This window comes from Micromonospora sp. NPDC000668 (assembly GCF_042897975.1).
Classification (GTDB): domain Bacteria; phylum Actinomycetota; class Actinomycetes; order Mycobacteriales; family Micromonosporaceae; genus Micromonospora.
Genome location: NZ_JBIAYP010000006.1, coordinates 414,635 through 438,595, shown reverse-complemented (window position 1 = coordinate 438,595; position 23,961 = coordinate 414,635). Strand labels below are relative to the sequence as shown.

Annotated in this window: 25 protein-coding genes; 11 read left to right on the top strand and 14 right to left on the bottom strand. The window is 72.7% G+C overall.

The genetic code is table 11. From position 1 onward, the window contains the following. Positions 1–117 precede the first annotated feature (117 nt). On the bottom strand, positions 118–1,116 hold the full coding sequence (gene cydB / locus ACFY29_RS29595; protein WP_386991403.1) for a cytochrome d ubiquinol oxidase subunit II: 999 nt from the start codon (positions 1,114–1,116) through the stop codon (positions 118–120). Positions 1,117–1,130: 14 nt separating this feature from the next. Further along, positions 1,131–2,543: a cytochrome ubiquinol oxidase subunit I gene (locus ACFY29_RS29590; RefSeq protein WP_386991571.1), complete on the bottom strand. Its 1,413-nt coding sequence runs from the start codon at positions 2,541–2,543 to the stop codon at positions 1,131–1,133. A gap of 201 nt (positions 2,544–2,744) precedes the next feature. On the opposite strand from ACFY29_RS29590, the gene ACFY29_RS29585 reads away from it, so the two are divergent. From ACFY29_RS29585 to ACFY29_RS29570, 4 genes are all read left to right on the top strand, one after another. Beyond that, positions 2,745–3,518, top strand: coding sequence for a lysophospholipid acyltransferase family protein (locus ACFY29_RS29585; RefSeq protein WP_386991569.1), 774 nt, complete (start codon positions 2,745–2,747; stop codon positions 3,516–3,518). A 151-nt stretch (positions 3,519–3,669) separates the two neighbouring features. Continuing rightward, positions 3,670–4,437, top strand: a complete 768-nt coding sequence (locus ACFY29_RS29580) for a glycerophosphodiester phosphodiesterase (RefSeq protein ID WP_328416651.1) — start codon at positions 3,670–3,672, stop codon at positions 4,435–4,437. A gap of 16 nt (positions 4,438–4,453) precedes the next feature. Continuing rightward, positions 4,454–5,845, top strand: a complete 1,392-nt coding sequence (locus ACFY29_RS29575; RefSeq protein WP_386991401.1) for an MFS transporter — start codon at positions 4,454–4,456, stop codon at positions 5,843–5,845. A 54-nt stretch (positions 5,846–5,899) separates the two neighbouring features. After that, positions 5,900–6,616 (top strand): thymidine kinase, encoded by a 717-nt coding sequence (locus tag ACFY29_RS29570; RefSeq protein WP_386991399.1) that lies wholly within the window; start codon positions 5,900–5,902, stop codon positions 6,614–6,616. On the opposite strand, the gene ACFY29_RS29565 is transcribed toward ACFY29_RS29570, so the two are convergent. Together ACFY29_RS29565 and ACFY29_RS29560 are read right to left on the bottom strand one after the other, a co-directional pair. Continuing rightward, positions 6,583–7,815, bottom strand: a complete 1,233-nt coding sequence (locus tag ACFY29_RS29565) for a low temperature requirement protein A (RefSeq protein WP_386991397.1) — start codon at positions 7,813–7,815, stop codon at positions 6,583–6,585. The genes ACFY29_RS29570 and ACFY29_RS29565 overlap by 34 nt on opposite strands. Then, on the bottom strand, positions 7,802–8,260 hold the full coding sequence (locus tag ACFY29_RS29560) for a hypothetical protein (RefSeq protein ID WP_386991396.1): 459 nt from the start codon (positions 8,258–8,260) through the stop codon (positions 7,802–7,804). Before ACFY29_RS29560 ends, ACFY29_RS29565 begins: the two co-directional genes overlap by 14 nt. Positions 8,261–8,402: 142 nt before the next feature. On the opposite strand from ACFY29_RS29560, the gene ACFY29_RS29555 reads away from it, so the two are divergent. From ACFY29_RS29555 to ACFY29_RS29545, 3 genes are all read left to right on the top strand, one after another. After that, positions 8,403–10,106, top strand: a complete 1,704-nt coding sequence (locus ACFY29_RS29555; protein ID WP_386991394.1) for an acyl-CoA dehydrogenase family protein — start codon at positions 8,403–8,405, stop codon at positions 10,104–10,106. A gap of 30 nt (positions 10,107–10,136) precedes the next feature. After that, the gene (locus ACFY29_RS29550; protein WP_386991392.1) at positions 10,137–11,312 is read left to right on the top strand and encodes a PQQ-binding-like beta-propeller repeat protein; all 1,176 of its coding nucleotides are present in this window, start codon (positions 10,137–10,139) and stop codon (positions 11,310–11,312) included. Between the two features lie 77 nt (positions 11,313–11,389). After that, positions 11,390–11,761: a VOC family protein gene (locus ACFY29_RS29545; RefSeq protein ID WP_328416661.1), complete on the top strand. Its 372-nt coding sequence runs from the start codon at positions 11,390–11,392 to the stop codon at positions 11,759–11,761. A 40-nt stretch (positions 11,762–11,801) separates the two neighbouring features. On the opposite strand, the gene ACFY29_RS29540 is transcribed toward ACFY29_RS29545, so the two are convergent. Continuing rightward, positions 11,802–12,647, bottom strand: coding sequence for an LLM class flavin-dependent oxidoreductase (locus ACFY29_RS29540; RefSeq protein WP_386991390.1), 846 nt, complete (start codon positions 12,645–12,647; stop codon positions 11,802–11,804). 30 nt (positions 12,648–12,677) lie between these two features. Continuing rightward, the gene (locus ACFY29_RS29535; RefSeq protein WP_328416665.1) at positions 12,678–13,676 is read right to left on the bottom strand and encodes a tyrosine-type recombinase/integrase; all 999 of its coding nucleotides are present in this window, start codon (positions 13,674–13,676) and stop codon (positions 12,678–12,680) included. A gap of 97 nt (positions 13,677–13,773) precedes the next feature. On the opposite strand from ACFY29_RS29535, the gene ACFY29_RS29530 reads away from it, so the two are divergent. Next, on the top strand, positions 13,774–14,838 hold the full coding sequence (locus tag ACFY29_RS29530; protein ID WP_386991388.1) for a helix-turn-helix transcriptional regulator: 1,065 nt from the start codon (positions 13,774–13,776) through the stop codon (positions 14,836–14,838). A gap of 21 nt (positions 14,839–14,859) precedes the next feature. Here the strand turns inward: ACFY29_RS29530 and ACFY29_RS29525 are convergent, their stop codons facing one another. The 5 genes from ACFY29_RS29525 to ACFY29_RS29505 form a co-directional block, all read right to left on the bottom strand. Continuing rightward, positions 14,860–15,354, bottom strand: a complete 495-nt coding sequence (locus ACFY29_RS29525; RefSeq protein ID WP_386991386.1) for a GNAT family N-acetyltransferase — start codon at positions 15,352–15,354, stop codon at positions 14,860–14,862. 121 nt (positions 15,355–15,475) lie between these two features. Beyond that, the gene (locus ACFY29_RS29520; protein WP_386991384.1) at positions 15,476–15,895 is read right to left on the bottom strand and encodes a DUF6069 family protein; all 420 of its coding nucleotides are present in this window, start codon (positions 15,893–15,895) and stop codon (positions 15,476–15,478) included. 76 nt (positions 15,896–15,971) lie between these two features. Continuing rightward, a complete protein-coding gene (locus ACFY29_RS29515; RefSeq protein WP_355604422.1) occupies positions 15,972–16,448 on the bottom strand; it encodes a MarR family transcriptional regulator in 477 nt (158 codons plus the stop codon). A gap of 52 nt (positions 16,449–16,500) precedes the next feature. Next, positions 16,501–17,016, bottom strand: a complete 516-nt coding sequence (locus ACFY29_RS29510; RefSeq protein WP_386991382.1) for a DUF2087 domain-containing protein — start codon at positions 17,014–17,016, stop codon at positions 16,501–16,503. Positions 17,017–17,113: 97 nt separating this feature from the next. After that, entirely contained in the window at positions 17,114–17,638 is a 525-nt protein-coding gene (locus ACFY29_RS29505; RefSeq protein ID WP_386991380.1) for a MarR family winged helix-turn-helix transcriptional regulator, read from the bottom strand. Positions 17,639–17,704: 66 nt separating this feature from the next. Here ACFY29_RS29505 and ACFY29_RS29500 point away from each other — a divergent pair, with 66 nt between their 5' ends. Then, the gene (locus tag ACFY29_RS29500) at positions 17,705–18,970 is read left to right on the top strand and encodes an MFS transporter (protein ID WP_355604430.1); all 1,266 of its coding nucleotides are present in this window, start codon (positions 17,705–17,707) and stop codon (positions 18,968–18,970) included. Between the two features lie 176 nt (positions 18,971–19,146). Continuing rightward, positions 19,147–20,430, top strand: a complete 1,284-nt coding sequence (locus tag ACFY29_RS29495) for an MFS transporter (protein WP_386991379.1) — start codon at positions 19,147–19,149, stop codon at positions 20,428–20,430. Positions 20,431–20,477: 47 nt separating this feature from the next. On the opposite strand, the gene ACFY29_RS29490 is transcribed toward ACFY29_RS29495, so the two are convergent. From ACFY29_RS29490 to ACFY29_RS29480, 3 genes are read right to left on the bottom strand one after another with little or no spacing between them, the layout of a single operon-like run. Then, positions 20,478–21,062: a GNAT family N-acetyltransferase gene (locus ACFY29_RS29490; RefSeq protein WP_386991378.1), complete on the bottom strand. Its 585-nt coding sequence runs from the start codon at positions 21,060–21,062 to the stop codon at positions 20,478–20,480. A 25-nt stretch (positions 21,063–21,087) separates the two neighbouring features. Further along, positions 21,088–21,594: a DinB family protein gene (locus ACFY29_RS29485; protein WP_386991377.1), complete on the bottom strand. Its 507-nt coding sequence runs from the start codon at positions 21,592–21,594 to the stop codon at positions 21,088–21,090. Beyond that, entirely contained in the window at positions 21,591–22,628 is a 1,038-nt protein-coding gene (locus ACFY29_RS29480) for an aldo/keto reductase (protein ID WP_386991375.1), read from the bottom strand. Before ACFY29_RS29480 ends, ACFY29_RS29485 begins: the two co-directional genes overlap by 4 nt. An 820-nt stretch (positions 22,629–23,448) precedes the next feature. On the opposite strand from ACFY29_RS29480, the gene ACFY29_RS29475 reads away from it, so the two are divergent. Next, entirely contained in the window at positions 23,449–23,937 is a 489-nt protein-coding gene (locus ACFY29_RS29475; RefSeq protein WP_386991374.1) for a hypothetical protein, read from the top strand. The last annotated feature ends 24 nt before the right edge of the window (positions 23,938–23,961 follow it).

The following is a 23,961-nucleotide window of genomic DNA, read 5'->3' as shown; positions in this document are numbered from 1 at the left end:
GTGTGCCGGGGGCCCCGCGGGGCGCCGCCCGCGCCCCCCCCGGGTGTGTCCCCACGACCGCGCCCCCCCCCCGGGGGGGGGGGGCGCCGCCCCGCCCCCCCCCCCCCACCCCGGTGGTCAGTGCTGCGGGATGTTGGCCACACCGATCCGCTTGCGGAACACCCAGTAGGTCCAGCCCTGGTAGGCCAGCACGACCGGGGTGAAGATCACCGCAACCCAGGTCATGATCTTCAGGGTGTAGGGGGTGGAGGCGGCGTTGGTGGCGGTCAGCGTGCCCGCCGCGTCCAGGGTGGACGGCAGCACGTTCGGGAACAGCGCGGCGAACAGGGTCGCCACCGCCAGGGCGATCGCCACGGCCGTACCGGTGAACGCCCAGCCCTCCCGGCGTACCCGGGCGGCGGCGAGGCCACCGAGCAGGGCGAGGGCCGCGCCGACTGCGAGCACGACGGCGGCCGGGCTGGAGCGGATGCTCAACGTCCAGCTCAGGAACGCCACCGCGAGCACGGCGGCGGCGACCCCGACGCGCACCGCGAGGGCGCCGGCGCGCTCGCGGATGTCACCGGTGGTCTTCAGGGCGAGGAACACCGCGCCGTGGGTGAGGAACAGCGCCATGGTGGTCGCGCCACCGAGCAGGGCGTACGGGTTCAGCAGGTCGAGCAGGCCGCCGACGTACTCGTGCTCGGCGTCCAGCGGCACACCACGCAGGATGTTGGCGAAGGCGACGCCCCACAGGATCGCCGGCAGCAGCGAGCCGACCACGATCGCCGCGTCCCAGCGGCGCTTCCAGGTCGCCTCGGGGCGCTTGTGGCGGTATTCGAAGGCCACCCCGCGGGCGATCAGGGCCAGCAGGATCAGCAGCAGCGGCAGGTAGAAGCCGGAGAAGAGGGTCGCGTACCACTCGGGGAAGGCGGCGAACATGGCGCCGCCGGCGGTGATCAGCCACACCTCGTTGCCGTCCCAGACCGGGCCGATGGTGTTGATCAGGACGCGGCGTTCGCGGTCGTTGCGGCCGAGCACGGGCAGCAGCATGCCGACGCCGAAGTCGAAGCCCTCCAGGATGAAGTAGCCGGTGAACAGCACGGCGACGAGGAGAAACCAGATGGTGGTCAGTTCCACGATGGGCTCCGGGATCAGTAGGCGAAGGCGAGCGGACGCTCGGCGTCGTCGGTGTCGTCGGTGGGGGGCTGTTCGCTGACGTCGGGCACGCCGGCCTTGGCGTAGCGCAGCAGCAGCTTGAACTCGATCACGGCGAGGGTGGCGTAGATCAGCGTGAAGGCGGTGAACGAGGTGACCACCTCGGCCAGCGAGACGCTGCGGGACACGCCGTTGCGGGTGAGCATCTCGCCGAAGACGATCCACGGCTGGCGGCCCATCTCGGTGAAGATCCAGCCGAAGGAGTTGGCCAGCAACGGCAGCACCGGCATGGCCAGCCCGGCGCGCAGCAGCCACTTGCTGCTCGGGGTGCGGCCCTTGCGCTGGCTCCAGAGCACCAGCAGGGCGATCGCGCCGGCGGACAACCCGAAGGCGATCATGAAGCGGAAGCTCCAGTAGGTGACCGGGATGATCGGGGTGTAGCTGCCCGCGCCGTACTGGCTGGCGTACTGGGCCTGCAGGTCGTTGATGCCCTGCACGGTGCCGTTCGGGTCGCCGGTGCCCAGGTACGACAGCAGGTGCGGGATCTTGATGGCGAAGACCTCGCGGGTCCCGTCGAGGCTGCCGACGGTGAGCACGGAGAACGAGGCAGGGCTCTCGGTGGTGTAGAGACCTTCGGCGGCGGCCATCTTCATCGGCTGCACGTCGGTCATGATCTTGCCCTGGATGTCGCCGGTGAACACCACGGCGGCGGAGGCGACCAGGACCACCCAGGAGCCGAACTTCGTGGCGAAGCGGTAGGCGCCGGTGTCGGCGGAGTCGCGGTTGCGGATCACGTGCCACAGGCCGACGGCCACGACCAGCGATCCGGCGACCAGGAAGGAGCCGGCCAGGGTGTGCGGGAAGGTGACCAGGGCGACCTTGTTGGTCAGTACGGCCAGGAAGTCGGTCAGCTCGGCGCGGCCGGTGTCCGGGTTGAGCCGGTAGCCGACCGGGTTCTGCATGAACGAGTTCGCCGCCAGGATGAAGTACGCGCTGAGGTTGGTGCCGATCGCGGCGGCCCAGATGCTGGCCAGGTGCGCCCGCTTGGGCAGCCGGTCCCACCCGAAGATCCACAGGCCGATGAAGGTGGATTCGAGGAAGAACGCGACCAGCGCCTCGATGGCGAGGGGCGCTCCGAAGATGTCGCCGACGAAGCGGGAGTAGTCACTCCAGTTCATGCCGAACTGGAACTCCTGCACGATGCCGGTGACCACGCCCATCGCGAAGTTGATCAGGAACAGCTTGCCGTAGAACTTGGTGAGCTTGAGGTAACGCTCGTTGCCGGTGCGGTGCCACAGGGTCTGCAGGATGGCCACCAGCACGGATAGGCCGATCGTCAGCGGCACGAAGAGAAAGTGGTAGACGGTGGTGACACCGAATTGCCACCGGGCGACGTCCAACGCGTCCACCTGAAACCCCCAGCTGTTCATACTACGAGACGTAGTAAATACTACTGCTCGTCGTAGAAGGATGGGCAGGGCCGGGCGACCCAAACCGGCCCGGGACCAATGACCCTGATCACCCGGCCGCCCGGCCCGGCGCCGGCCGCCGCGGGCAACCAGGCGACCCGCCCTCGCGGCCCCGCCGCCGCGTGCGACGATGGCGCGCTGATGGACACCGCGCATTCCCCCTGGCGACCACCGCTGATCTGGCGCGCCGCCCAACTGCTGGCCCGGGCCCTGGTCGGCCTGCTGGCCCGCCTCGAGGTCACCGGCGACGTCGCCGCGCACCTGCGTCGCGGACCGCTGGTGCTGGCCGCCAACCACATCAGCCCGTTCGACCCGGTGGTGATGGCCGCCGCCTGCCAGACCCGCGGCATCGCTCCCCGGATCATGGCGACCGCCGGGCTGTTCCGCGCCCCGGTGATCGGCACCCTCATGCGCCGCGCCGGACACATCCGCGTCGACCGCGGCACCAACGCCGTGCACCGGGCACTCGACGCCGCCACCACCGCCGTGGCAGGAGGTTCGGTGATCCTCATCTACCCCGAGGGGCGCATCGGCCTGGACCCCGGCATGTGGCCCGAACGCGGCAAGACCGGCGCCGCCCGGCTCGCCCTGGCCTGCGCCGCCCCGGTCATCCCGGTCGCCCAGTGGGGCGCCCACGAGGTGCTGCCCTACCGGGCGCCCCGGGGAGCGCTGCGGGGCATCGCCCGCTCGCTGTGGCGCCGCCCGGTGATCCGCGTGCACTTCGGCGAACCCGTCGACCTGGGCGAGGTGAGCGCCAGCCCCGGCGCCGCCCGCCGGGCCACCGACCGGATCATCGACGCGCTCACCGACAACCTCGCCCCGCTGCGCCCCGACGAGCCCGACGCGCCCCGGCACGTCGACCCGGGCCGCCCGAGCGACCCCAGCCGCGCCCATCGCCGCCGGCCGGGCAACTGACCGGGCGACTGGCACAGCGATCACGTGTCGCACCGCCGGATCGGGGCGCCGAGCCGAGCACCGCCGGCAGGAGAGGCGAGGGCGACCACCGGTCGACGAATGTCGCCGGCAGGTCACCCAAGGTCCACCGGCGGCGGGCATACTGCGTCGCGTGCTGACCCGATCCGGCTACCTCGACGCCCCCGCGCCGCTGGCGTTCGCCCACCGCGGCGGCGCCGCCGAGGGCGACGAGAACACCACCGAGGCGTTCGCCCGCGCCATCGGCCTGGGCTACCGGTACGTGGAGACCGACGTGCACGCCACCGCCGACGGGGTGGCGGTGATCTTCCACGACCCGACGCTGCGCCGGATCACCGGCGAACCGGGGCGCATCGCCGACCTGCGCTGGGACGACCTCGCCTCGGTGCGGGTCGGCGGTGCGGCCGTCGTACCCCGGCTCGACGAGGTGCTGGGCGCCTGGCCGCAGGTCCGCTTCAACATCGACGTGAAGGCGGACGGCGGCGTCGAGCCGACGGTGGCCACCGTGACCCGGGCCGGCGCCGCTGACCGGGTGCTGCTCGCCTCGTTCAGCGACGCCCGACTGACCCGGCTGCGGGCGCTCACCGAGGGGCGGGTCGCCACCAGCCTCGGCATGCGCGGGGTCGCCCGGCTGCGGGTCGCCTCCCTGCACGGTCGCCCCCTGCGGCTGCCCCCGTCGGTGGTCGCCGCGCAGGTGCCGCCCAGCTACGGGCGGGTGCCGGTGGTGGACCGCCGGTTCCTCGACTACTGCCACCGACTCGGCCTTCAGGTACACGTCTGGACGATCGATGAACCCGCCCAAATGCACGACTTACTGGATCGTGGTGTGGATGGCATCATGACCGATCACGTCGGCGTGCTGCGCGACGTCTACCGCAGCCGCGGCCACTGGGCCGCCTGACCGGCGAAGGACCCCGATGGCCGAGACCGTGACCCCCACGGTGGACGAGACCCCGCCCCCGGCGAGCACCCGCCGCGAGCGGAGCGGCTGGTACATCTACGACTGGGCCAACTCCGCCTTCCAGACCACCGTCATCACGGTGTTCCTCGGCCCGTTCCTCACCACCGTCGCCGAGTTGGCCGCCGGCTGTCAGCTGGGCGCGGACGACTGCGACGGCTACGTGCACCCGCTGGGCATCCGGGTGGCCGCCGGCTCCTACTACCCGTACCTGATCTCGCTGTCGGTGCTCCTCACCGTTTTCGTGCTGCCGGTCATCGGGGCGATCGCCGACCGGTCGGCGCACAAGAAGCGACTGCTCGGCGGCGCCGCGTTCACCGGCGCCGGCGCGACCATGGCGATGGCCTTCGTCACCGGCGACCGCTACCTGCTCGGCGGGGCGCTGTTCCTGGTCGCCAACATCTCCTTCGGCGCGGCCATCGTGGTGTACAACTCGTTCCTGCCGCAGCTCGGCGGCCCGGACGAGCGCGACGGCATCTCCAGCCGCGGCTGGGCGCTGGGCTACCTCGGCGGCGGCCTGCTGCTGGCGTTCAACCTGGTCGCGGTGACCCTGTTCAGCGAGGATGACAACCCGCAACGCACCCTGGATCTGGCCCGCTGGTCGATCGTGTCCGCCGGGGTGTGGTGGGCGGCGTTCACCCTGATACCGCTGCGCTGGCTGCGTGAACGCCCCACCGCGGCGGCACTGACCCGCGGCGGCAACGTGCTCACCGACGGGTTCCGGCAGCTGGCCCGCACCCTGCGCGAGATCAAGGCGTACCCGCTGACGCTGTTCTTCCTGCTCGCGTTCCTGGTCTACAACGACGGCATCCAGACCGTCATCACCCTCGCCAGCCAGTACGGCACCGAGGAGTTGCGGCTGGAGCAGAGCACCCTGATCGTCACGATCCTGCTGGTGCAGTTCCTCGCCTTCGGTGGCGCGCTGAGCCTCGGCGCGCTGGCCCGGCGCATCGGCGCCTGGAAGACCGTGCTGCTCAGCCTGGTGCTCTGGACCGGTGTGATCATCGGCGCGTTCCGGCTGCCCGCCGAGGCGCCGGTGCCGTTCATGGTCCTCGGCGCGGCCATCGGCCTGGTCCTCGGCGGCAGCCAGGCGCTGAGCCGGTCGCTGTTCAGCCAGCTCATCCCGGCCGGCAAGGAGGGCGAGTACTACGGCTTCTACGAGATCAGCGACAAGGGCACCAGCTGGCTCGGGCCGCTCGCGTTCGGCCTGGTGTTCCAGCTCACCGCCTCCTACCGGGTGGGTCTGGTCTCCCTGCTGATCTTCTTCGTGGTCGGTTTCCTGCTGCTCCTGGCCGTGCCGATCCGCCGGGCCATCGTCGCCGCCGGGAACACCCCGCCCCGGGTGCTCTGACCAGCGTCCCGCTTACACCGATCCAGGATTGCCGATGGGCTAGGCTGCCCGACCGTGACCGACGACGACGCCACCGCCCCGACCTGCCTGGCTCACCCGTTCCCCGGCCAGCCGCACGCTCCGGCCGGGTGCGCGGCTGCGCGCGGGCTCGACGGGCGCCCGGTGCACGCCGCGGCGTTGAAGTTCTTCTGGGGGCCGATGGACTGCGGCAAATCCACCATGGCGTTGCAGATGAACTACAACCACGCCCGGCAGGGCCGCCGTGGGCTGGTCACCACCCGCATCGACCGGTCGCTGGGCCCGCAGGTCACCACCCGCATCGGTCTGGCGCACGAGGCGATCGAGGTCACCGACGACCTGGACCTGCGGGCCCTGGTCCGGGGCCGGTGGGCCGACGGGGTACGCGTCGACTACCTGATCTGCGACGAGGCGTGCTTCTACACCGTTGAGCACGTCGAGCAGATGGCCGAGCTGGTCGACAGCTACGACGTGGACGTGTTCGCCTTCGGTCTGGCCACCGACTTCCGGTCCTGCCTGTTCCCCGCCGCGCAGCGGCTGTTCGAGCTGGCCGACGAGGTCGCCCGCATCCAGGTCGAGGTACTGTGCTGGTGCGGCCGGGAGGGGCTGCTCAACGCCCGGGTGGTCAACGACCGGGTGGTCCGGGAGGGCGCGCAGGTCGTCATCGGCGACACCGTGGACACCGCCGATGTGCGCTACCAGGTGCTCTGCCGGCGGCACTACCGCTCGGGCGACCTGGGCCCGCGCGACTGACCGCTGCGCTCACGCCGTGCGGGGTCGGCGAACCGGTCCGCGATGATCACCGCGACGGTCACCATGGTGGCCAGCGCCGCGCACGCCGCCACGGGCAGCGCCAGCAGGACGCAGGCTGGCAACAACGCCAGCAGTACGACCACCGCCGCGATCCGGCTGGTCGGCCGGATCCGCCACAGCACCGCCTGGTAAGCGGCGTGCCCGGCGAGGAACAGCGCCGGACCGCCCAGGGTGAACAGCGCGGCGACCGTGGTGGCGTCCGCACCGGGCTCGCGCAGCAGCCGCTCGTCGCCCGCCGCCGTGACGATGATGCCGGCGACCATCACCGGGTGCAGGTAATTGAACGCCACTCGGCTCAACCCGCCGGTGCGTTCACCGGCGCGGGCGATGATTTCCGTCGCGGCCGGCGCCGAGCGCGCGAAGTACACCCACCACAGCGCCACCGAGCCGGCGAACGCCAACAGGAACGCCCCCGATGTCACCGTGTCCAGGTGCTGGGTGAGGGTGCTCCCGGTGAGCAGGATCGACTCTCCCAGCGCGATCAGGATGAACGCCTGGCACCGCTCAGCCAGGTGCCCGCCCTCCACCATCCACCGCTCGGCGCGGCTACGCCCCAGACCGGGCACCGGAAACCCGATCGACAGGCCGATCACTTCGATGACGATCGCCCCCGCCCACAGCGCCTCCCGGACATCCCCGGCGGCCATGCCTCCGAGCACCACCAGCACCGACGTCCCGACGAACCACGGCAGCGTTTTCTGAAACCCGTCGGCCAACCACGATTGGCCCTGCACCGCCCACAGCGCGAACAGGGTGCGGCCGATCTGGAGCGTCGCGTAGACCACGGCGAAGAGCAGACCGGTATCGGCGAACGCTTCGGGGATCGCCGCCGACATCAGCAGACTGCCCAACATCAGCCCGATCAGCAGCGCCCGCACCGGCGCCTCGTTCGGTTGCAGCCAGTTCGTCAGCCAGGCGGTGTAGACCCAGACGAACCACACCATCGCCAGCAGCAACGCGGTCCGTCCGGCGCCAGGCCAGTCCGGGTGCTCGATGAGATAGTGCGACAGTTGGGTGACGGTGAAGATGTAGACCAGGTCGAAGAAGAGTTCGGTCGAGGTGGTCGGCTCCATACCCCGCCGCTCGCGCAGCAACCAGGGCCGCACCGGCTTGACGACCGGCGACTCAGAACGGGTCACCGCAGACCCGCCAGTCCCCGTCCTCGCGGATCACGGGCAGCCGACGTTCCTCACTGGTGCCGCCGGCTCGGGTCAACCGCACGGTCACCGTGCCTTGCGGGCGTCCGCCACGGGTGGCCACCGACACGTCGGTGATCTCGTAGTCGGTGACCATCGGCGGGGTACGCACCCAACTGGTGAAGCCGATCGAGCTCCACCGGGTGCGCGCGTCCGCGCAGAGCCGCTCGTACGCCCCGGCGGTGTCGCCGACGGCCACCTCGTTCAGGAACCCGTCGGCGGTCTCCCGGATCGGGCCGGCGGCCTGGCGTACGGTCTGCAGGTTCCAGGCGCCCAGCCCGGCCACCCCGACGCAGCACAGCGCCACGCCGAACCCGGCGAAGGCCAGCCCGGTGCGCATCGGGCGGTGCCGCCGGGCCGGTCGGCTCCACGGCTGGCCGGCACTCACGACTACCGACCGTAGAGAACGTCGTCGCGCAGAGCATGACAAGCCGGAAACTGGGTGCGCCCGATGGTCGGGTGTGCCCTGTTCGGACCGGCCACGGATCGTCTACCGTCGGCGCACACCCCCAGTGCCAGGGAGCCGATGGATGAGCCGCTTCGTGCAGCCGGTACCACCCCCCGCCGACCCGTACGCCGGTGACGCCCTGCTGCGGTCCTGGCTGGAGCGTCACCTCGGCCCGGCCGGGCACGCCGCCGCGAAGGGCCGCCTCGCCGACCTGGCCGCCGACGTCGCCGGGCCGCTGCGCGCGGCGCACGCCGACGCCGAGGCGCACCCGCCGAGGCTGGTCCGCTACGACCCGTGGGGCGCCCGGGTCGACCGGATCGACACGTCCGCCGGCTGGCAGGCGCAGCGGGCCGCCGCCGCCCGGCACGCCGTGGTCGCACTGCCCTACCTGCCGGACGCGCGCGGCACCTGGGGTGCTGCGGCGCGGGTCGTGCAGCACGCCCTGCTGCACCTGTACGGCCCGGAGTCGGCGACGTTCTCCTGCCCGGTGGCGATGGCCGACGGGGCGGCGACGCTGCTCAGCCTGCCCGACGTCGACGCCGGGGTCCGCGACGCGTGGCTGCCCCGGCTGATCTCCACCGACCCGGCCACCGCGATCACCAGCGGGCAGTGGATGACCGAGTCGCAGGGCGGCTCCGACCTGGGTCGCTCCAGCACCGTCGGCCGGCCCGCCGCGGACGGTTCGTGGCGGCTGACCGGGGAGAAGTGGTTCTGCTCCGCCGCCGACGCGGCGATGGCGGTGGCACTGGCCCGACCGGAGGGCGCCGCGCGCGGCAGCCGGGTGCTCGCCCCGTTCCTGGTCCCCCGGTACGCCGCCGACTCGCCCCTGGCCGACGGGGCCGCAGCGGGCGCGCCCGCGCCGGGCGTCACCGTGCACCGGCTCAAGGACAAGCTCGGCACCCGGGCACTGCCCACCGCCGAGATCGGCCTGCACGACGCGTATGCCGTGCCGCTGGGCGACCCGGCGGTGCCCGGCCTGGTCCGGGCGATGACCCTGGTCGTGGTGACCCGGGTGCACAACGCCGCCGCGGCGGCCGGCGGGATGCGGCGGGGCCTGGCCTACGCCCGGGCGTACGCCGACGCGCGCCACGTCGCCGGCGGCGCGCTGGCGTCCTCGCCGCTGCACCGGGCCACCCTGGGCACCCTCGCGGTCGACGCGGCGGGCGCGTTCGCCCTGGCCGGGCACGCGTTCGCGCTGCTCGGCCGGGTCGAGGTCGGCGCCGACCCAGCGGCCGAGGCGGAGCTGCGCATCGTGGCGCCGCTGGCGAAGCTGGCCACCGGCCGGCTCGCCGTCAGCTCCGCCAGCGAGTACGTGGAGAGCTTCGGCGGGGCCGGCTACGTGGAGGACACCGGCGTACCCCGGCTGCTGCGCGACGCGCAGGTGCTGCCGATCTGGGAGGGCACCACCAACGTTCTGGCCCTGGACGTGCTGCGCGCGCTGGCCCGGGAGGACGCCGGTGCGCCGCTGCTGAACCGGGTCGCCGCCGCCGTCGACCTGGCCCGGCCACTGTCGCCGGCACTGGCCGACACCCTGGCCACGGCCGCCGCGCAGCTGCGCGACACGGTCACCGCGGTGACCGCAGACCCGGGCGCCGCGGCGGTGCTCGCCGGCGCCCGTGGCCTGGCGCTGCGCCTGGCGTACGCGCTGACCACCGCACTGCTCGTCGAGCACGCCGCGTGGGGTGACGAGCAGGCAGAACTGGCCGCCCGGCTGTGGGCGCGGCGCTGGCTGCGGCACGAGGAGATCGCGGAGGACGCCCACAACCACCTGGACCTGCTCTGCTGACCGGTCGGCGCGAGCGGGCGGGTGGACACCATGTCGGTGCTGATCGAGCTGGGCGACGACCGGGGCGCGCCCCTGGACGACCTAGGATCGCCGTCTCCGGCGGCGTCCCGGCCGGGGCGGGTGGGGCTGCTGCTGGCCGCGTGCGCCCTGCTCGGCGGCGCCGCCGCGCCCGTACACCTGACGCCCCGAGTCGGGCCGGCGCTGCCCGCCCGCGCGACCGTGCTCAGCGCGGGTCCGCTACTGCTGGTCGTCGACGCCGGCACCGACCCGCCGGCGCTGAGCGCCTACGACGCCGCCGTGCCGCACCGCCCGGCGCGGTGGCGGGTCGCCGTGCCGCCGGCCACCCGGTGGTCCGCCGAGGCGGCCGATGACCTGCTACTGCTCACCGAACGCGACCAGGTAGGCCGGGCGACGGCGACCACCGCGCGGTCGGTACGCACCGGCCAGCCGCTGTGGCGGCGGCCCGAGCGGGTGTACGCGGCCGGCGACGCGGCGGTGGCGGTGAGCGAGGTCCGCAGCGCCTCTGAGCCGGGACGCCGGGTCGAGGGCACCGTGCACGGCGTCGACCCCGCAACCGGTGCGACCCGATGGTCGGTGCCGGTGCCCTCGACGGCCATGCTGAGGGCGCTCCCCGGCACGCCCGGGCGGGTGCTGCTGGTGCAGGACGACGGGCTGGCGCGGCTGCTCGACGCCCGCGACGGCGCGGTCCGCGGGCAGGGGCGGCTTCCGCCGGCCGACTACGGTCCGGACAATCCGCAGGTCATCGGCGGGCACCTGGTGCTGCGCCACCCGACCGGCAGCGGGGCGGCGCTGACCGGGTACGACCTGCCGGGGCTGTCGCGGCGCTGGCAGGTGCCGGTCGAGCCGGGCGAGCTGACTCTGCGGCCCTGCCAGGGCCTGGTCTGCGGGCGCGACCGGCTCGGCCGGTGGGCCATGGACGCGGGCACCGGCATGCGGCGCTGGACGTGGCCGGCCGGAGCGCGCTGGCACACCCTGGCGGGCGCTCGGATCGGCGCCGAGCCGCTGCTGCTGCTCGGGACGGCGTCGGACGGCCGGCGCACCCTGGTCGCGACGGTGGGCCGGGACGGCCCCCGGGTGCGCGCGGTGCTCCCGGCGGGGCTGACCGACTGCCGTCAGGCCGGCGCCGGGCTGATCTGCCGTGACGGCACCGCCCGGGTGACGGTGTGGCCGCTCGACGCGCCCTGATCGTCATCCTCTCTCGGTGCGAGAAACGCCGATGTACCTGACAGCGGTTGGCAGGTACGTGAGGGCAGACTGCCGATATGACGACAACCGCTGACCTCGCCATGGTCAACCTGGACAGCTCCGACCCGGCCGCGCACGCCGCGTTCTACCACCGCGCGTTGGGCTGGGAGATCACCCACAGCGCAGCCGAATACGCCATGCTCAGCGGCGGTGGCGTCTCGATCGGCTTCGGGCTGGTAGAGGGTTACCAGCCGCCGTCCTGGCCCGACCCGGCCGGCGGTAAGCGCTACCACCTCGACCTCTACGTCGACGACCTGGCCGTGGCAGAGAAGGAGTTCGTCCAGGCCGGCGCGTCGAAGCCGGAGTTCCAGCCGGGCGGGGAACGGTGGGTGGTGCTCATCGACCCGATCGGGCAGCCGTTCTGCATCTGCCCCCGCCCACAGGGCTGAGGCTTCCGCCGCCACTGCCGGCTGCGTGCGGGGCGGCGGGTCAGCGCAGCGGGCCGCGGGCGACGGCGACCCGCATCGTCGCCGGGTCGCCGACCGGGACGTACTCGAGCCACCAGGTGGCGCCGGCCGCGGCGAGCTCACCGAGATAGGCCCGCTCGGCGCGTTCGTCCGGTCGGCGCCGCCGGCCGCCGATCGCCACGTCGAACGGCTGGCCGTCGGCGCGGGTGGGTGGCAGGACGGCCACCAGCTCGCGTACCTCATCGGGGGTGAAGTCAGACCACCCGTCGGTGTCGGTGAGCTTGTACGGCACGATGCCGTCGGCACGGGCGGCCCGGCGTCGCACCGCCCCGGCCTGGGTGCTGCCGCCGACCCAGACCGGCACCCGGGGCGACTGCACCGGAGCCGGCCGCAGCGCCACCCCGTCGGCGCGGTAGTGAGTGCCCTGGTGGTTGACCGGCTCCCCGCTGAGCAACCCGGTCAGCAGGTCGAGGCCCTCGTCGAGCATGGCGGCCCGGACGGCCACCTCAGTCGGCTCGCCGAACGCGACCAGGCCTCGGTCGCCGGGGTCGCCGACACCGACCGCGACGGTGGCCCGGCCCGCGCTGAGGTGGTCGAGGGTGAGCACCTCGCGGGCCAGCTTCGCCGGGCGCCGCCGGGGTAGCGCGGTGACCGTGGTGCCCAGCCGCACCCGGCTGGTGCGCCCGGCGATCGCCGTGAGCACCAGCCACGGGTCGTAGGTGGACGGGTCGTCACCGGAGTGGTGGATCAGGTAGTCCTCCAGGAACACACCGTCCCACCCGGCGCGCTCGGCGAGCTCGCCCAGCTCGACCAGGGTGGACACCGTGACGGAGGCGCCATCGCAGGGAAGCTCCAGGCCGTGTCTCATCCATCGACCGTATGGCGGGGGTACGACGGGTCAGCCGCGGCGGCGGGACCGAGCCGCCCACACCACGTACGACGGGTCGCGGTCGAGGTTGTGCCGGTCCCGGTCGTAGCGGCGGGTGGTACGCGGATCGGCGTGCCCCATCGCGTCCTGCACGTCCTCCAGCGGGACACCCTCCGAGCGGGCGGTGGTGGCGAAGGCGTGCCGCAGCGAGTGCGGGGACAGCCTCGCCCAGGCGGGGATGCCGGCCGTCCGGGCCAGGCGGCGGACCAGCCGGAACACCGAGTGCCGGTCCATCCGGGCGCCACTGGCGGTGACCAGCAGTGGCCCGCTCAGCTGCGGCACCGGCACGCCGGTGGCGGCGGCCCGCTGGGCCAGGTAGGCGTCCACCGCGTAGCCGGTGCCCGGGGTGAGGGCGCGCCGGCGTGCTTTGCCGCCCTTGCCGATGAAGCGCACGCTGCGGTGCCCGCGTTCGGTGCCCAGGTCGGCCAGGTCCAGTGAGATCAGCTCGCCGACCCGCAGGCCCAGGTCGGCCAGGAGCGCGATCGCGGCCCGGTTGCGGGCGGCCGTCTGGCCGGTGTCCGCGTCGGCCGCGCTCAGCAGCGCGTCCACCTCCTCCGGGGTGAGGCCGACCGTGGCGGAGTGGTCCCGGTCGACGCGGGGCCGGTCCGCGCCGGAGACCGGGTTGGCCGGCATCGCGCCGAGCTTGACGAGGAAGTCGTACCAGCTCGACAGCGCGGAGAGCCGGCGCGCCACGGTCGCCGGGGTCAGCGGTCGGCCGCTGCGGGCGCCGAGGGTGGACTCCAGGGCCCGGGCGTACTCGTTGACGTGCAGGAAGGTGACGTGCAGCGGGTCCAGGTCGCGGCCGGCGCACCAGGTGAGCCAGCCGGTGATGTCGCGCCGGTACGCGTCGCGGGTGTGCTCGGACAGCCGGCGGTTGCGCAGCCAGGCCTCGGTGACGTCGACCGGCCCGCCGGGCAGGGCCGGTCGGGCGGTCGGACGGGCGAGCACCGGAGCGTCGGAGGACACCATGTGAAAAAGTTTCTCAGCTCTGGATGGGAAGACCCTGAAGGCGCGCCGAGGGATGCGCCCGGTGTCGGGGTGCGGCGTGCCGGCTACCGTCGGGCGGGTGCGCGCCAGTCGGTTGGTCTCCCTGCTGCTGCTTCTGCAGACCCGGGGGCGGATGACCGCGCCAGAGCTGGCCGAGGCCCTGGAGGTCTCGGTCCGGACGGTGTACCGGGACGTGGAGTCGCTGGGCGCCGCCGGGGTGCCGGTGTACGCCGAGCGCGGTCCCGCGGGCGGGTATCGACTGCTCGACGGCTACCGCACCCGGCTGACCGGGCTGACCGCGGGCGAGGCCGAGGCGCTGTTCCTGGCCGGTGTGCCGGGTCCGGCCGCCGAGCTGGGCCTGGGTTCGGTGCTGGCCGCCGCCGAGCTGAAGTTGCAGGCCGCACTGCCGGCGGACCTCACCGACCGGGGCGGGCGGATCCGGCAGCGGTTCCACCTGGACGCGCCGAGCTGGTTCCGCGAGCCCGAGCCCACCCCGCACCTGGCCACCCTGGCCGACGCGGTGTGGGAGGACCGCCGGATCCGGGTGCGCTACCGGCGGTGGCAGGCGCCCCGGGAGGTGACCCGCACCCTCGACCCGCTCGGCGTTGTGCTCAAGGCCGGCCGGTGGTATCTGGTCGCCGCCGCCGACGGGCAGGTACGCACCTACCGGGTGGGCGCCATCCTGGAGCTGACGGTGCTGGCCGAGCACGTCGACCGGCCGACCGGGTTCGACCTGGCGGCCTGCTGGCGGGAGCACGCCGAGCGCTACGAGAGCAGCGTCTACCGCGCCGAGGCGCGGGTACGGATGACCGCAGCGGCGCTGGCGCAGACCGTGCATCTCTTCCCGCCAGCGATGAGCCGGGCGGCGCACGCGGCCGCCGGCGCGCCGGACGCGGACGGCTGGCTGCTCACCACCGTGCCGATCGAGTCCATCCGGCACGGTCATGTCGAACTGCTCAAACTCGGCGCACAGGTGCAGGTGCTCGCCCCCGCCGAGCTGCGAGAACGTCTCACCGACACCGCCCACGCGCTCGCCGCGCTCTATCCGCCGACCGGCGCCGACCGCGCGGGAGAGCCGGCGGCGGACGCCGACCAGCCGGGCGGTGCTTCTGCGGAGACGATCGAGGCTCGGGGCGGACGCTGAGCACGCTGGTGGCTCAACCCCTCAGTGGAGCCGCTTCTCGAACCAGTGCTCGGCGTACGGGCCCTGCGAGTACGCCGGGATCTCGACGTAGCCGTGCCGGGCGTACAGGGCGCGGGCCTCGACCAGGTCGGCGCGGGTGTCCAGCCGGATCCGGTCCGCCCCGGCCGCCCCGGCGTGCCGCTCCACGGCGGCGAGCAGCGCGGCGCCCCCGCCGGCGCCGCGGTGAGCGGGGCGGATGAACACCCTGGTCAGCTCGGCCCAGTCGGGATACCACCGCAGCCCGGCGCAGCCGGCCAGTTCCGCGCCGTGGTGGGCGAGCACCAGCAGGCCGCTCGGGTACGTCAGGTCGTCGCTGGGCAACTCGGCCAGCGCCTCGTCGACCTCGCCGGGCAGGGCCGGGCGACGGTGGTAGCGGACCACCATCTCCGTCATGTACTCGCGGAGCAGCTGTGCCGCATCGGGCTGATCGGGACGGACGGTGGTGGTCACCCAGTCGGGTCGGACGGTTGTGGTCACCTGTCGATCATCAGCGTCCGGTCAACGGCATTTTCCGCCGCCCAGGGCCGCCGGTGGCAGGGCGAGCAGGGCGAACGTTCCCGGGCCGCCGGCTCCGGGCGGGTGCCGGCGGCCCGGCACGCTACCGGCGGCGGGACGGCAGCAGCGCGATCAGCGCGACCGCCACGGCCACATGCATGGCGCCGAGGGCGAACTTGGCGCCGGTGGTGGCCTCGATGCCGAACAGCGGGCCGAAGGAGAGCACGGTCACCAGGACGGCCAGCGAGATCCAGACGATGCGGGCGACCCGCGGCGCGAACCGCTCCAGCAGCGCCAGCGCCGCCCAGCCCAGCAGGGCCGCGCCGAGGGCGATCCCGATGATCTGGCCCGGCCCGATGACCAACGCGGGTTGACCCGGACTCTCGACGGTGTAGTCGACTCCGGCCACCTCGCCGATCCCCCAGATGACCAGGCAGGCCAGGACGGCGGCGGCGACGGCCACGGCGCCACGGCGCAGTGACGAGGTGGCGGTGGTGACGGTTGGTTCGGCGGTCGCACTCATGACGGCTCCTCGATCGGGGGGCACGAACAAGTGCGACCGTAGCAGATAGTCCCGTCCAAGACTATCTGCTACGGAACTAGCATCCGGAGCGGCTGCCGGGCGCGTACGGGGAGGTGTTGGCCAACGGGCCGCTCACCAACGCGGTGAGCGCGCGCAGGAATGCCTCCTGGTCCTGCACGGGCAGGGTCGCGAGGAGATCGGCCTGAATGCGGCGCACGACATCCTGCGCCCGTTCCAGGACCCGCTCCCCGGCGGCCGTCACCGTGATCAGCCGGGCGCGGCGATCCGTCGGCGCCGGTCGACGCTCGGCCAGCCCGGCCCGCTCCAACTGGTCCAGCGTGACGACCATGGTGGTCTTGTCCACGCCGCACCGTTCGCCGATCTCCCGCTGGGTCAGGCCCCCGATGCGGGCCTGCGCCAGGACGTAGTGCGCCCGCGGCGAGATGCCCAGCTCGGCCAGGCCCGCGGCGTGCTCGGCCTGGAGCGCGTGACTCGCCCAGGAGAGCAGGAACAACAGGTCGGGCGGGCCGTCGGTGGGCGTACAGGAGGTCATGCACGGAGGCTAGCAACATGTTCCGAGACGGGACGGTTCGCGCAGCGGACGATCAGGGCCGCTGATAGATCCCGTGCTCGCGGGTGAGCAACTGCTCGTCGATCAGGTAGCGGCGCAGCGTGGCGTGGTCGGACCCGCCGGCGGCGCACCACGGTTTGAGCGCCTCGTCCACCACCCGCTCGGGGTACGGCGTGCCCGACTCGAAGGACCGCTCGGCGATGTGTGCCAGCAGCACCCGCCGCCGGCCGCGCTGTGCCGGCAGGCCCACCAGCACGTCACCGCGTAGGAAGGTGCGCAGCACCGGGTCGTCGGTCGGGCCGGCGTCGTCGGCCGGAAGGCGTTCGCGCGCCGCCGCCCGCAGCGACACCTCGTCGGCCGCCAGGGCGCCGTCGGGGCCGGTCACCAGGCCCGCGTCGGTGAGTCGGCGAATCGCGGTGTGCACCGCCCGCGCCGGCAGATCGGTCCGCTCGGCGATCTGGGCCGCGCCGGCCGCGCCGAGCACGATCGCCGCGAAGACCCGCCGTCGTCCGTCGTCGGCCAGGGTGCCGGCCAGAGCATTCGCTGTCACGCCGGTCACCCTCCCACCAGCGGTACGCGGACCGCCAGGCGATTTTCGGGGCGCGTGGCGGCGGCCGGAGGTGGATCGGTGTGTGCTGGGCCGGCGCTCAGTCGGGGTCCGATGTGCCCGCCGAGTTGGCCGGCTGCTCGGCGACGAGAAGTACCCGACGCAGCAGGTCGGAGAGCAGTCGGCGCTCCGACGGGGTGAGCGCGCCGAACAGCCGGTGCTCCTCGGCACCCCGGACGTCCATCGCCCCGTGCCATGCGGCCCGGCCCGCGTCGGTGAGCTCCACATCCACCCGACGCCGGTCGACAGTGGACGGCGTCCGCCGCACGTAGCCGCGTTCGACCAGGTTGTCGACCCGCGCGGTGATCGAGGCCGGCGCCATCGCCAGATCCGCGGCGAGTTCCGAGGGTGCGGCACGCCCCTGCCGGCCGGCAAGCGCGTGCAGCGTGTCGTACTCGTGCGCCGGCAGGTCGAAGTCCGCAAGGACCCGCTCCTTCACCGTCCGCAGGTGCCGGGTCACGACGCCCATCCGGGTCACGGCGCCTTCGACGTCGGCGTCGAGGTCGGGCAGGACGGGCAGCCAGCGCTCGACATGCCGGTCGACGGAGTCGTGGGCGGTGGTCACCCGCAGAGCCTATCGCAACCGAAATATTCGTTGACGAAATATTCGGTGTCGAAGTACCTTGCGGTGGTGACCAACCCTCTGCGCGTCAGCTCCTTCCGGCTGCTGTTCCTGGGCCGGACCGTCTCCTCGGTCGGTGACGCCGTGGTGCCCGCCGCCCTGGCCCTGGCCGTGCTGCGGGCCACCGGCTCCACCAGTGCGCTCGCGGTCGTCCTCGCCGCGGCCATGGTTCCCCGGCTGCTCCTGCTGCCCCTCGGCGGCGTCGTCGCCGACCGGTTCGACGCCCGCCGGGTCGCCCTGGTGGCCGACCTGGTCCGCTGCGCGACCCAGCTCGCGGTCGGTGTGGAGCTGCTCGGCGGCGACCCGTCGCTGAGCACCATCGTGGTGGCCTCGGCGCTCGGTGGCACCGCCTCGGCGTTCGCCATGCCGACCGCCTCCCCGCTGGTCGCCGGCACCGTCGAACCGGCCGCCCGGCAGCGCGCCAACGCCCTGATGGGGATCACCGCCAACACCAGCCGGCTCGCCGGCCCGGCGCTGGCCGGCCTGCTGATCTGGGCCGCCGGCCCCGGCTGGGCGTTCGTCATCGACAGCGCGTCGTTCGCGCTCAGCGCCACGCTGCTCGCGTTCGTCCGGGTCCGGCATGTGCCGGTACCCCGCCGTTCCGTCCTCGCCGACCTGCGGCACGGCTTCGGCGAGGTACGCGCCCGCGACTGGTTCTGGACCAGCCTGATCGGGCACGGCATGTGGAACGGCGCCGCCGCCGTGCTGATGACCCTCGGGCCGGCCATCGCCATCGACCGCCTCGGCGGCGAGGCCACCTGGGTGCTGCTGTTGCAGGCCGGCGCGATCGGCATGCTCACCGGCTCGCTGCTGGCCGGGCGGGTCCGGCTCCACCGGCCGGTGCTGCTGGCCAACCTCGGGCTGGCCAGCTACGCCGCACCACTGCTGCTGCTCGCCGTCGCCGCGCCCGCCCCGGCGGTGATCGTCGCCTACGGGGTGGCGCTGACCGCCCTCGGTTACCTCAACCCGGTCTGGGAGACCGTCGTGCAGCACCAGTTCCCGCCCGAGGTCCTGGCACGAGTCACCTCGTACGACTGGCTGGTGTCGCTGGGCGCGATGCCGCTGGGCTACGCCTTGGCGCCGCTGGCCGCCGACGCGTTCGGCGCGCCCGTACCGCTGGCGATCGCCGGCCTGCTGGTCCTGACCGCCTGCGCCGGCACCGCGCTCGTCCCCGGCGTACGCCGGCTCACCTGGCCCGCGGCCCCGCAACCGCAAGCGGCCGAACCCGCCGGCGTCGGCAGTGCCTCAACCCCCGCTCGTGCAGACGGGCATTAATGACGCGCTCACCGACGCTTAGATGACTACGTTTCAGCCACAGGCTGGTCGGTGAACGGCACCGCGCGCAGCTCACCCCGTCCCGCGCATCGGTTTGGACACCGCGCTCAGCGTGCCGGTTTGGCGACGGCATTACGGTGCCTCACCTCAGCCCTCATCGATAGAGGAGATTCGACATGTCAGGCGCGGCGGCCGCCACGGCAGGCGCTGAGTCGTTGCGTCCAACCCAGCTGCTTCGCCGCAACGGGCCCTTCCGAGCCCTCTTCTCGGCACGGGTTGTTTCTTACGCAGGCGATTCACTCAGCCTTGTCGCGCTCATGCTCCACGTCGCCGACACGACAGGCCAGGCGTTGGCAATCTCCCTCCTGTTGCTTGTCGGAGATTTCGCCCCATCCCTGTTGGGTCCCTTCACCGGCGCCCTCACCGATCGGCTTGATCTCCGGCGGCTGATGGTCGTCTGCGAACTCATCCAAGCTGTGGTCCTGCTGGTAATTGTGCTGACCCTGCCTCCGCTGCCGGTGCTGCTGGCCCTCGTCGCGATCCGCGCCACCGCCTCGCAGATCTTTCAACCGGCGTCTCGGGCGGCGGTGCCTGCACTGGTTGGTGACCGTGACCTGGAGACCGCCAACTCCACCGTCGGGTTCGGCTCCAACGGAGCAGAGGCGGTCGGCCCGCTGATCGCTGCGGCCCTGTTCCCGTTGGTCGGAGTGCGTGGTCTGCTGCTCGTCGACGCCGTGTCGTTTCTGGTCTCGGCCGTGCTGCTCGCGACGCTTCCCTCACTCCCGGCGGCGACCGGCGATGGGCGCCAGCCGTCCTTGCTGCGACAGGCCAAAGCGGGGATTGGCTATCTGTTACGTGTTCCGACGGTGCGGGTCATCTTTCTTGGCTTCACTGCGGTGGTCGCCTTCAACGGGGTCGATGACGTGGCGCTGGTGCTGCTGGCCCGGGACACCTTTCAGGTTGGCAATTCCGCGGTCGGGCTTCTGCTGGGCGCGGTCGGCCTCGGACTTGTGGCTGGTTATGCCGTGTTGTCCCGGTGGGGCACGCAGGCGTCGATGCCGCTGCTGCTGATATTGGGCTTCGCTGTCAGCAGTGTCGGTAACCTGCTGACCGGGCTCGCCTGGGCCGTCGCCGCCGCGATCGCCCTGCAGGCCGTCCGTGGGTTGGGGTTGGCTGCCATGGACGTCGCCTCCAGCACGCTGCTACAACGTACGGTTCCAGCGGGCATGCTCGGCAGGGTCTTCGGCAATCTGTACGGCGCAATCGGGGTCGCCGCCGCGACGTCCTACATCGCCGGCGGCCTGCTGCTGGACGCAACCTCCGCCCCAGTGACCCTGATAATCGCGGGTGTCGGCGGCCTGGTGGCTACCGGTATCGTCGCGCTGCGATTGCCACGGGCGATGCGACGCGCCGACGAGGATGACGCGTCGCCGACGGTATCCGCGCCGGTCATCGACTAGATCGGGACCGTACCCGGGCGCGGGGCCCGTTAGCTGGCGTCCGCTGATCAGATCCGGCCGTCGGTGCGTAGCCGTGCGTGCAGGTGCATGTCGTGCCAGCCGTCGGTGTGGCGAACCGACCCCCGGAGCACGCCCTCCACTGCGAAGCCGGCCCGGGTCGCCACTCGGCACGACGCCGCGTTGGCGGTCGAGTGCTCCAGTGCCAACCGGTGCAGACCGGCCCGCGTGAAACTCCACCGGGTCAGTGCCCGCAGCGCGTCGGTGGCGATTCCCCGACCACGCGCGGCGGGCACGACCCAGTACGACACCTGCGCCGACGCCTCGGCCAGCAGCATGCCCCGCAACCCCACCTGACCGACCGGTCGGTCGTCGGCGTCGACGATCGCCCAACTGGCGGCCGTCTCGTCGCGCCAACGGCCGGCCCACTGTGCCGTCCACGCCCTCGCCTCGTCGTCGTCGAGGCGGCGGACGTGCCACCGCTGGATCGCCGGACAGTCGAAGGCGGCCCGGACCGCCGAGGCGTCGTCGTCGCGCCACCCCCGCAGCGCCAGTCCGGGGCGTACCGGAAGGTGGGGTTGGGTCTGGGCGCCGAGGCTCCCGGCGGGCATGGCGGGCGCGACGAGCAGCGGCATTCGCCCATTATCGGGGCGGGTTCACTCACTCTCCGGCCGGGCCACCGGCGAGTTCGGTGACCACGTCGAGGTGGCCGAGGTGGCGGGCGTACTCCTGGACCAGATGGAACAGCACCCGCTCCAGCGACGCCGGATCTGCGCCGTTCCAGCGCGGGCCCGGCTCGCCGATCTCCGCCAGGTCGTGCGCGGTCACCACCGTCGTGGTGTGCGCGCCCTGCGCCCGCAGCGCCGCGACCAGGTCCGCGCGGGTCTCGTCGGGGGCGACGTACCAGCGGTCCTCGCGGCGGTCGCCCCACGGCTCGGCGACGTCCCGTCCCTGGAAGCCCCACTCGATCCAGCGCAACTCGACGTGGCGCAGGTGCTTGAGCAGTTCCAGCGGGGTCCATCCCGACGGCAGCCGGCTGCGCCGCAGCTCCGGCTCGGGCAGCGCCGACACCTTGGCCACCGTGGACTCACGGAAGTAGTCCAGGTAGCGAAGGAAGACCTCGGTGCGGCTGCCGGCGGGGGCGGTGGGCTCCGGGAAGGCGATCATTGTGCGGACGTGGTCGGCAGCTCGCGGCCGCGCTGCTGCACACCGGCCCGGCCGTACGGGTAGTCCCCCACCAGTGGGGCACTCGCCTCGTCCAGCAGCCGGGTCTGCTCCGCGTCGAGGATCAGGTCAGCGGCGGTCAGGTTGTCGTCGAGCTGCGCCGTGGTCCGCGCACCGAGGATCACCGAGGTGACCGCCGGTCGGGCCGCCAACCAGGCGAGCGACACCGCCGACATGGACACGCCACGTTCCTTCGCGACCTGCGTGACCGCGTCGATCACCCGCCACGTGCGCTCCTCGGCGTTGCGCCCCGCGTACGCCTCGACGCCGCGCTGCGGGTTCTCGCCGAGCCGGCTGGCACCGGTGGGGACGCTGTCGCGCTGGTACTTGCCGGTCAGCCAGCCACCGCCCAGCGGTGACCACGGCAGGATGCCGATGCCCTCGTTCTCGCAGACCGGCACCAGTTCGAACTCGATCTCCCGGGCCAGCAGGTTGTACTGCGGCTGCAGGGTCACGATCGGGGTGAGGTTGAGGTGCTGGGTGAGCAGGGCAGCCTTCTGCAACTGCCAACCGGTGAAGTTGCTGACCCCCGCGTAGCGGATCTTGCCCGCGCGGACCGCGTCGTCGAAGAACCGCAGCGTCTCCGGAAGCGGGGTCAGCGGGTCCCAGGCGTGCGCCTGGTAGAGGTCGATGGCCTCGACCCCGAGTCGCCGGAGGCTGGCGTCCAGGGCTCGGGTGAGGTGTACCCGGGACAGGCCGGCGTCGTTCGCCCCGGGGCCCATCGGGAACCGTCCCTTGGTGGCGATCACGAGCCGTTCGCGCAGCTCGGGCCGCGCCCGCAGCCAGCGGCCGACGATCTCCTCGGAGACGCCGGCGGAGTAGACGTCAGCCGTGTCGATGAAGGTGCCGCCGGCCTCGACGAACCGGTCCAGCTGGGCGAAGCTGCCCGCCTCGTCGGTCTCCGCGCCGAAGGTCATGGTGCCCAGACACAGGGTCGACACCACCGTGCCGGTGGCGCCCAGAGTGCGATAGCGCATGTCTTCCTTCCGGTCGAGCGAACTGGCCGATCCTGCCACCGTCGTCCTGACCCTGACGGCGGGGGCGGCCGCTTGCGGGACCCGGACCCGAGGCAAGAGGGAGGCGGCACGTCCGCCCGTAAGGGAGCCCTGGCGCGTTTGTCCTGTTCGCCCATTTGCGACACCGAGTGCGTGGTTTGGTAGCCTCCGCGCTCTTACTCCCGTTTCACCACTCGACGCGCGATCGTTCCGTTCGACCTTTGACAGCCCATATTTCCGGATATGCGAATGGCGAAGTATCCGTCGGAGCCTGTCTCTCGAATCAGGACATACACCGACAAGCTCCCCATAACATCGACCGGTGGCTGTTCACATGTCTTTCGATGGGTTGCCAGGTCGCCCTCAGCACGTCCTGCCCACTGTCCTGTCCCGACCCATCGAACCGGTGCGCCCGACGAGCGCCTCGCTTGCTGCCCTGGCCCCGACCGCCGCGAACGACAGGGCGAGATCGGACGGTGCAGCCGGCTTCGGGGGCCGTCCCGGCCGATGAGCAGGACGTTCCAGAGGTGCGCCACGAACACCCCCGATCAGTACTGACGTGAGTGTTGTTCGGCGCGAAAGCACGCCGCGACGGCACGGCCGGGAATCGACAGGGTCCGGCTGAGCCGCCGCCGGCGGGAGACGGTGATGGGGGTGATCACCGTCGGCCGGCACGGGTCTCGCCTCCTACGGGCCCGTGCCGGCCACCCCAAACAGAAGGCATGGTGCCGCGACCGCGACGGCGAGGTGCCGCCGAGGTCCGGGCCAGCAGGCTTCCGCCAGCCCAGCAAACGGAGAGGAGATGGTGATGTGGCAGCTGCCGACACCGGCAGAGCAGGAGCTGTGGAACGCCGTGGTGGCTGGGGTACGAGCGGCCAACCGGACGGACCACGGGCAGTTCCAGACGTCCGTCGGGCGCCTCCTGCGGCTGCCCCACGCGTGGGCGCACCAGGTCCTCAGGGACACCGCAGGGCTGCTCGTCGAGGAACTCGACCCGGACGGGCGGGACCAGTGGCCACGTCTGGAGGCGCAGGTCGACCACTCTGAGGCCTGGCTACCAAAAGTGGACAGGAAGTTGCTGATCGCACTGCTCCCTGATGGTCACCGACCGCCGGCCACCGACGTACCCGACGAACCGGAGCACACTCAGCATCGACTACTGCTCATCGCCCTGCTGGCGGACGCCGCGCAGGTCAGCGTCGGAGCATTCGTTGACGTCGCCCTGGCCAACAACAGGCGGGCTGATGGAACTCTCGCCGGATCGGTCCCGCACTGCCGGGTCGGGCGCTGATACCCCAGCAGTCACGCGGCGGGC

Coding starts and splice junctions, on each gene's coding strand:
- ACFY29_RS29535 (WP_328416665.1), bottom strand. CDS start 13,676: ATGGTGTCCTCCGACGCTCCGGTGCTCGCCCGTCCGACCGCCCGACCG.
- ACFY29_RS29515 (WP_355604422.1), bottom strand. CDS start 16,448: ATGACCTCCTGTACGCCCACCGACGGCCCGCCCGACCTGTTGTTCCTG.
- ACFY29_RS29575 (WP_386991401.1), top strand. CDS start 4,454: ATGGCCGAGACCGTGACCCCCACGGTGGACGAGACCCCGCCCCCGGCG.
- ACFY29_RS29540 (WP_386991390.1), bottom strand. CDS start 12,647: ATGAGACACGGCCTGGAGCTTCCCTGCGATGGCGCCTCCGTCACGGTG.
- ACFY29_RS29550 (WP_386991392.1), top strand. CDS start 10,137: ATGTCGGTGCTGATCGAGCTGGGCGACGACCGGGGCGCGCCCCTGGAC.
- ACFY29_RS29490 (WP_386991378.1), bottom strand. CDS start 21,062: ATGCCGCTGCTCGTCGCGCCCGCCATGCCCGCCGGGAGCCTCGGCGCC.
- ACFY29_RS29475 (WP_386991374.1), top strand. CDS start 23,449: ATGGTGATGTGGCAGCTGCCGACACCGGCAGAGCAGGAGCTGTGGAAC.
- ACFY29_RS29520 (WP_386991384.1), bottom strand. CDS start 15,895: ATGAGTGCGACCGCCGAACCAACCGTCACCACCGCCACCTCGTCACTG.
- ACFY29_RS29485 (WP_386991377.1), bottom strand. CDS start 21,594: ATGATCGCCTTCCCGGAGCCCACCGCCCCCGCCGGCAGCCGCACCGAG.
- ACFY29_RS29545 (WP_328416661.1), top strand. CDS start 11,390: ATGACGACAACCGCTGACCTCGCCATGGTCAACCTGGACAGCTCCGAC.
- ACFY29_RS29495 (WP_386991379.1), top strand. CDS start 19,147: ATGTCAGGCGCGGCGGCCGCCACGGCAGGCGCTGAGTCGTTGCGTCCA.
- ACFY29_RS29585 (WP_386991569.1), top strand. CDS start 2,745: ATGGACACCGCGCATTCCCCCTGGCGACCACCGCTGATCTGGCGCGCC.
- ACFY29_RS29480 (WP_386991375.1), bottom strand. CDS start 22,628: ATGCGCTATCGCACTCTGGGCGCCACCGGCACGGTGGTGTCGACCCTG.
- ACFY29_RS29555 (WP_386991394.1), top strand. CDS start 8,403: ATGAGCCGCTTCGTGCAGCCGGTACCACCCCCCGCCGACCCGTACGCC.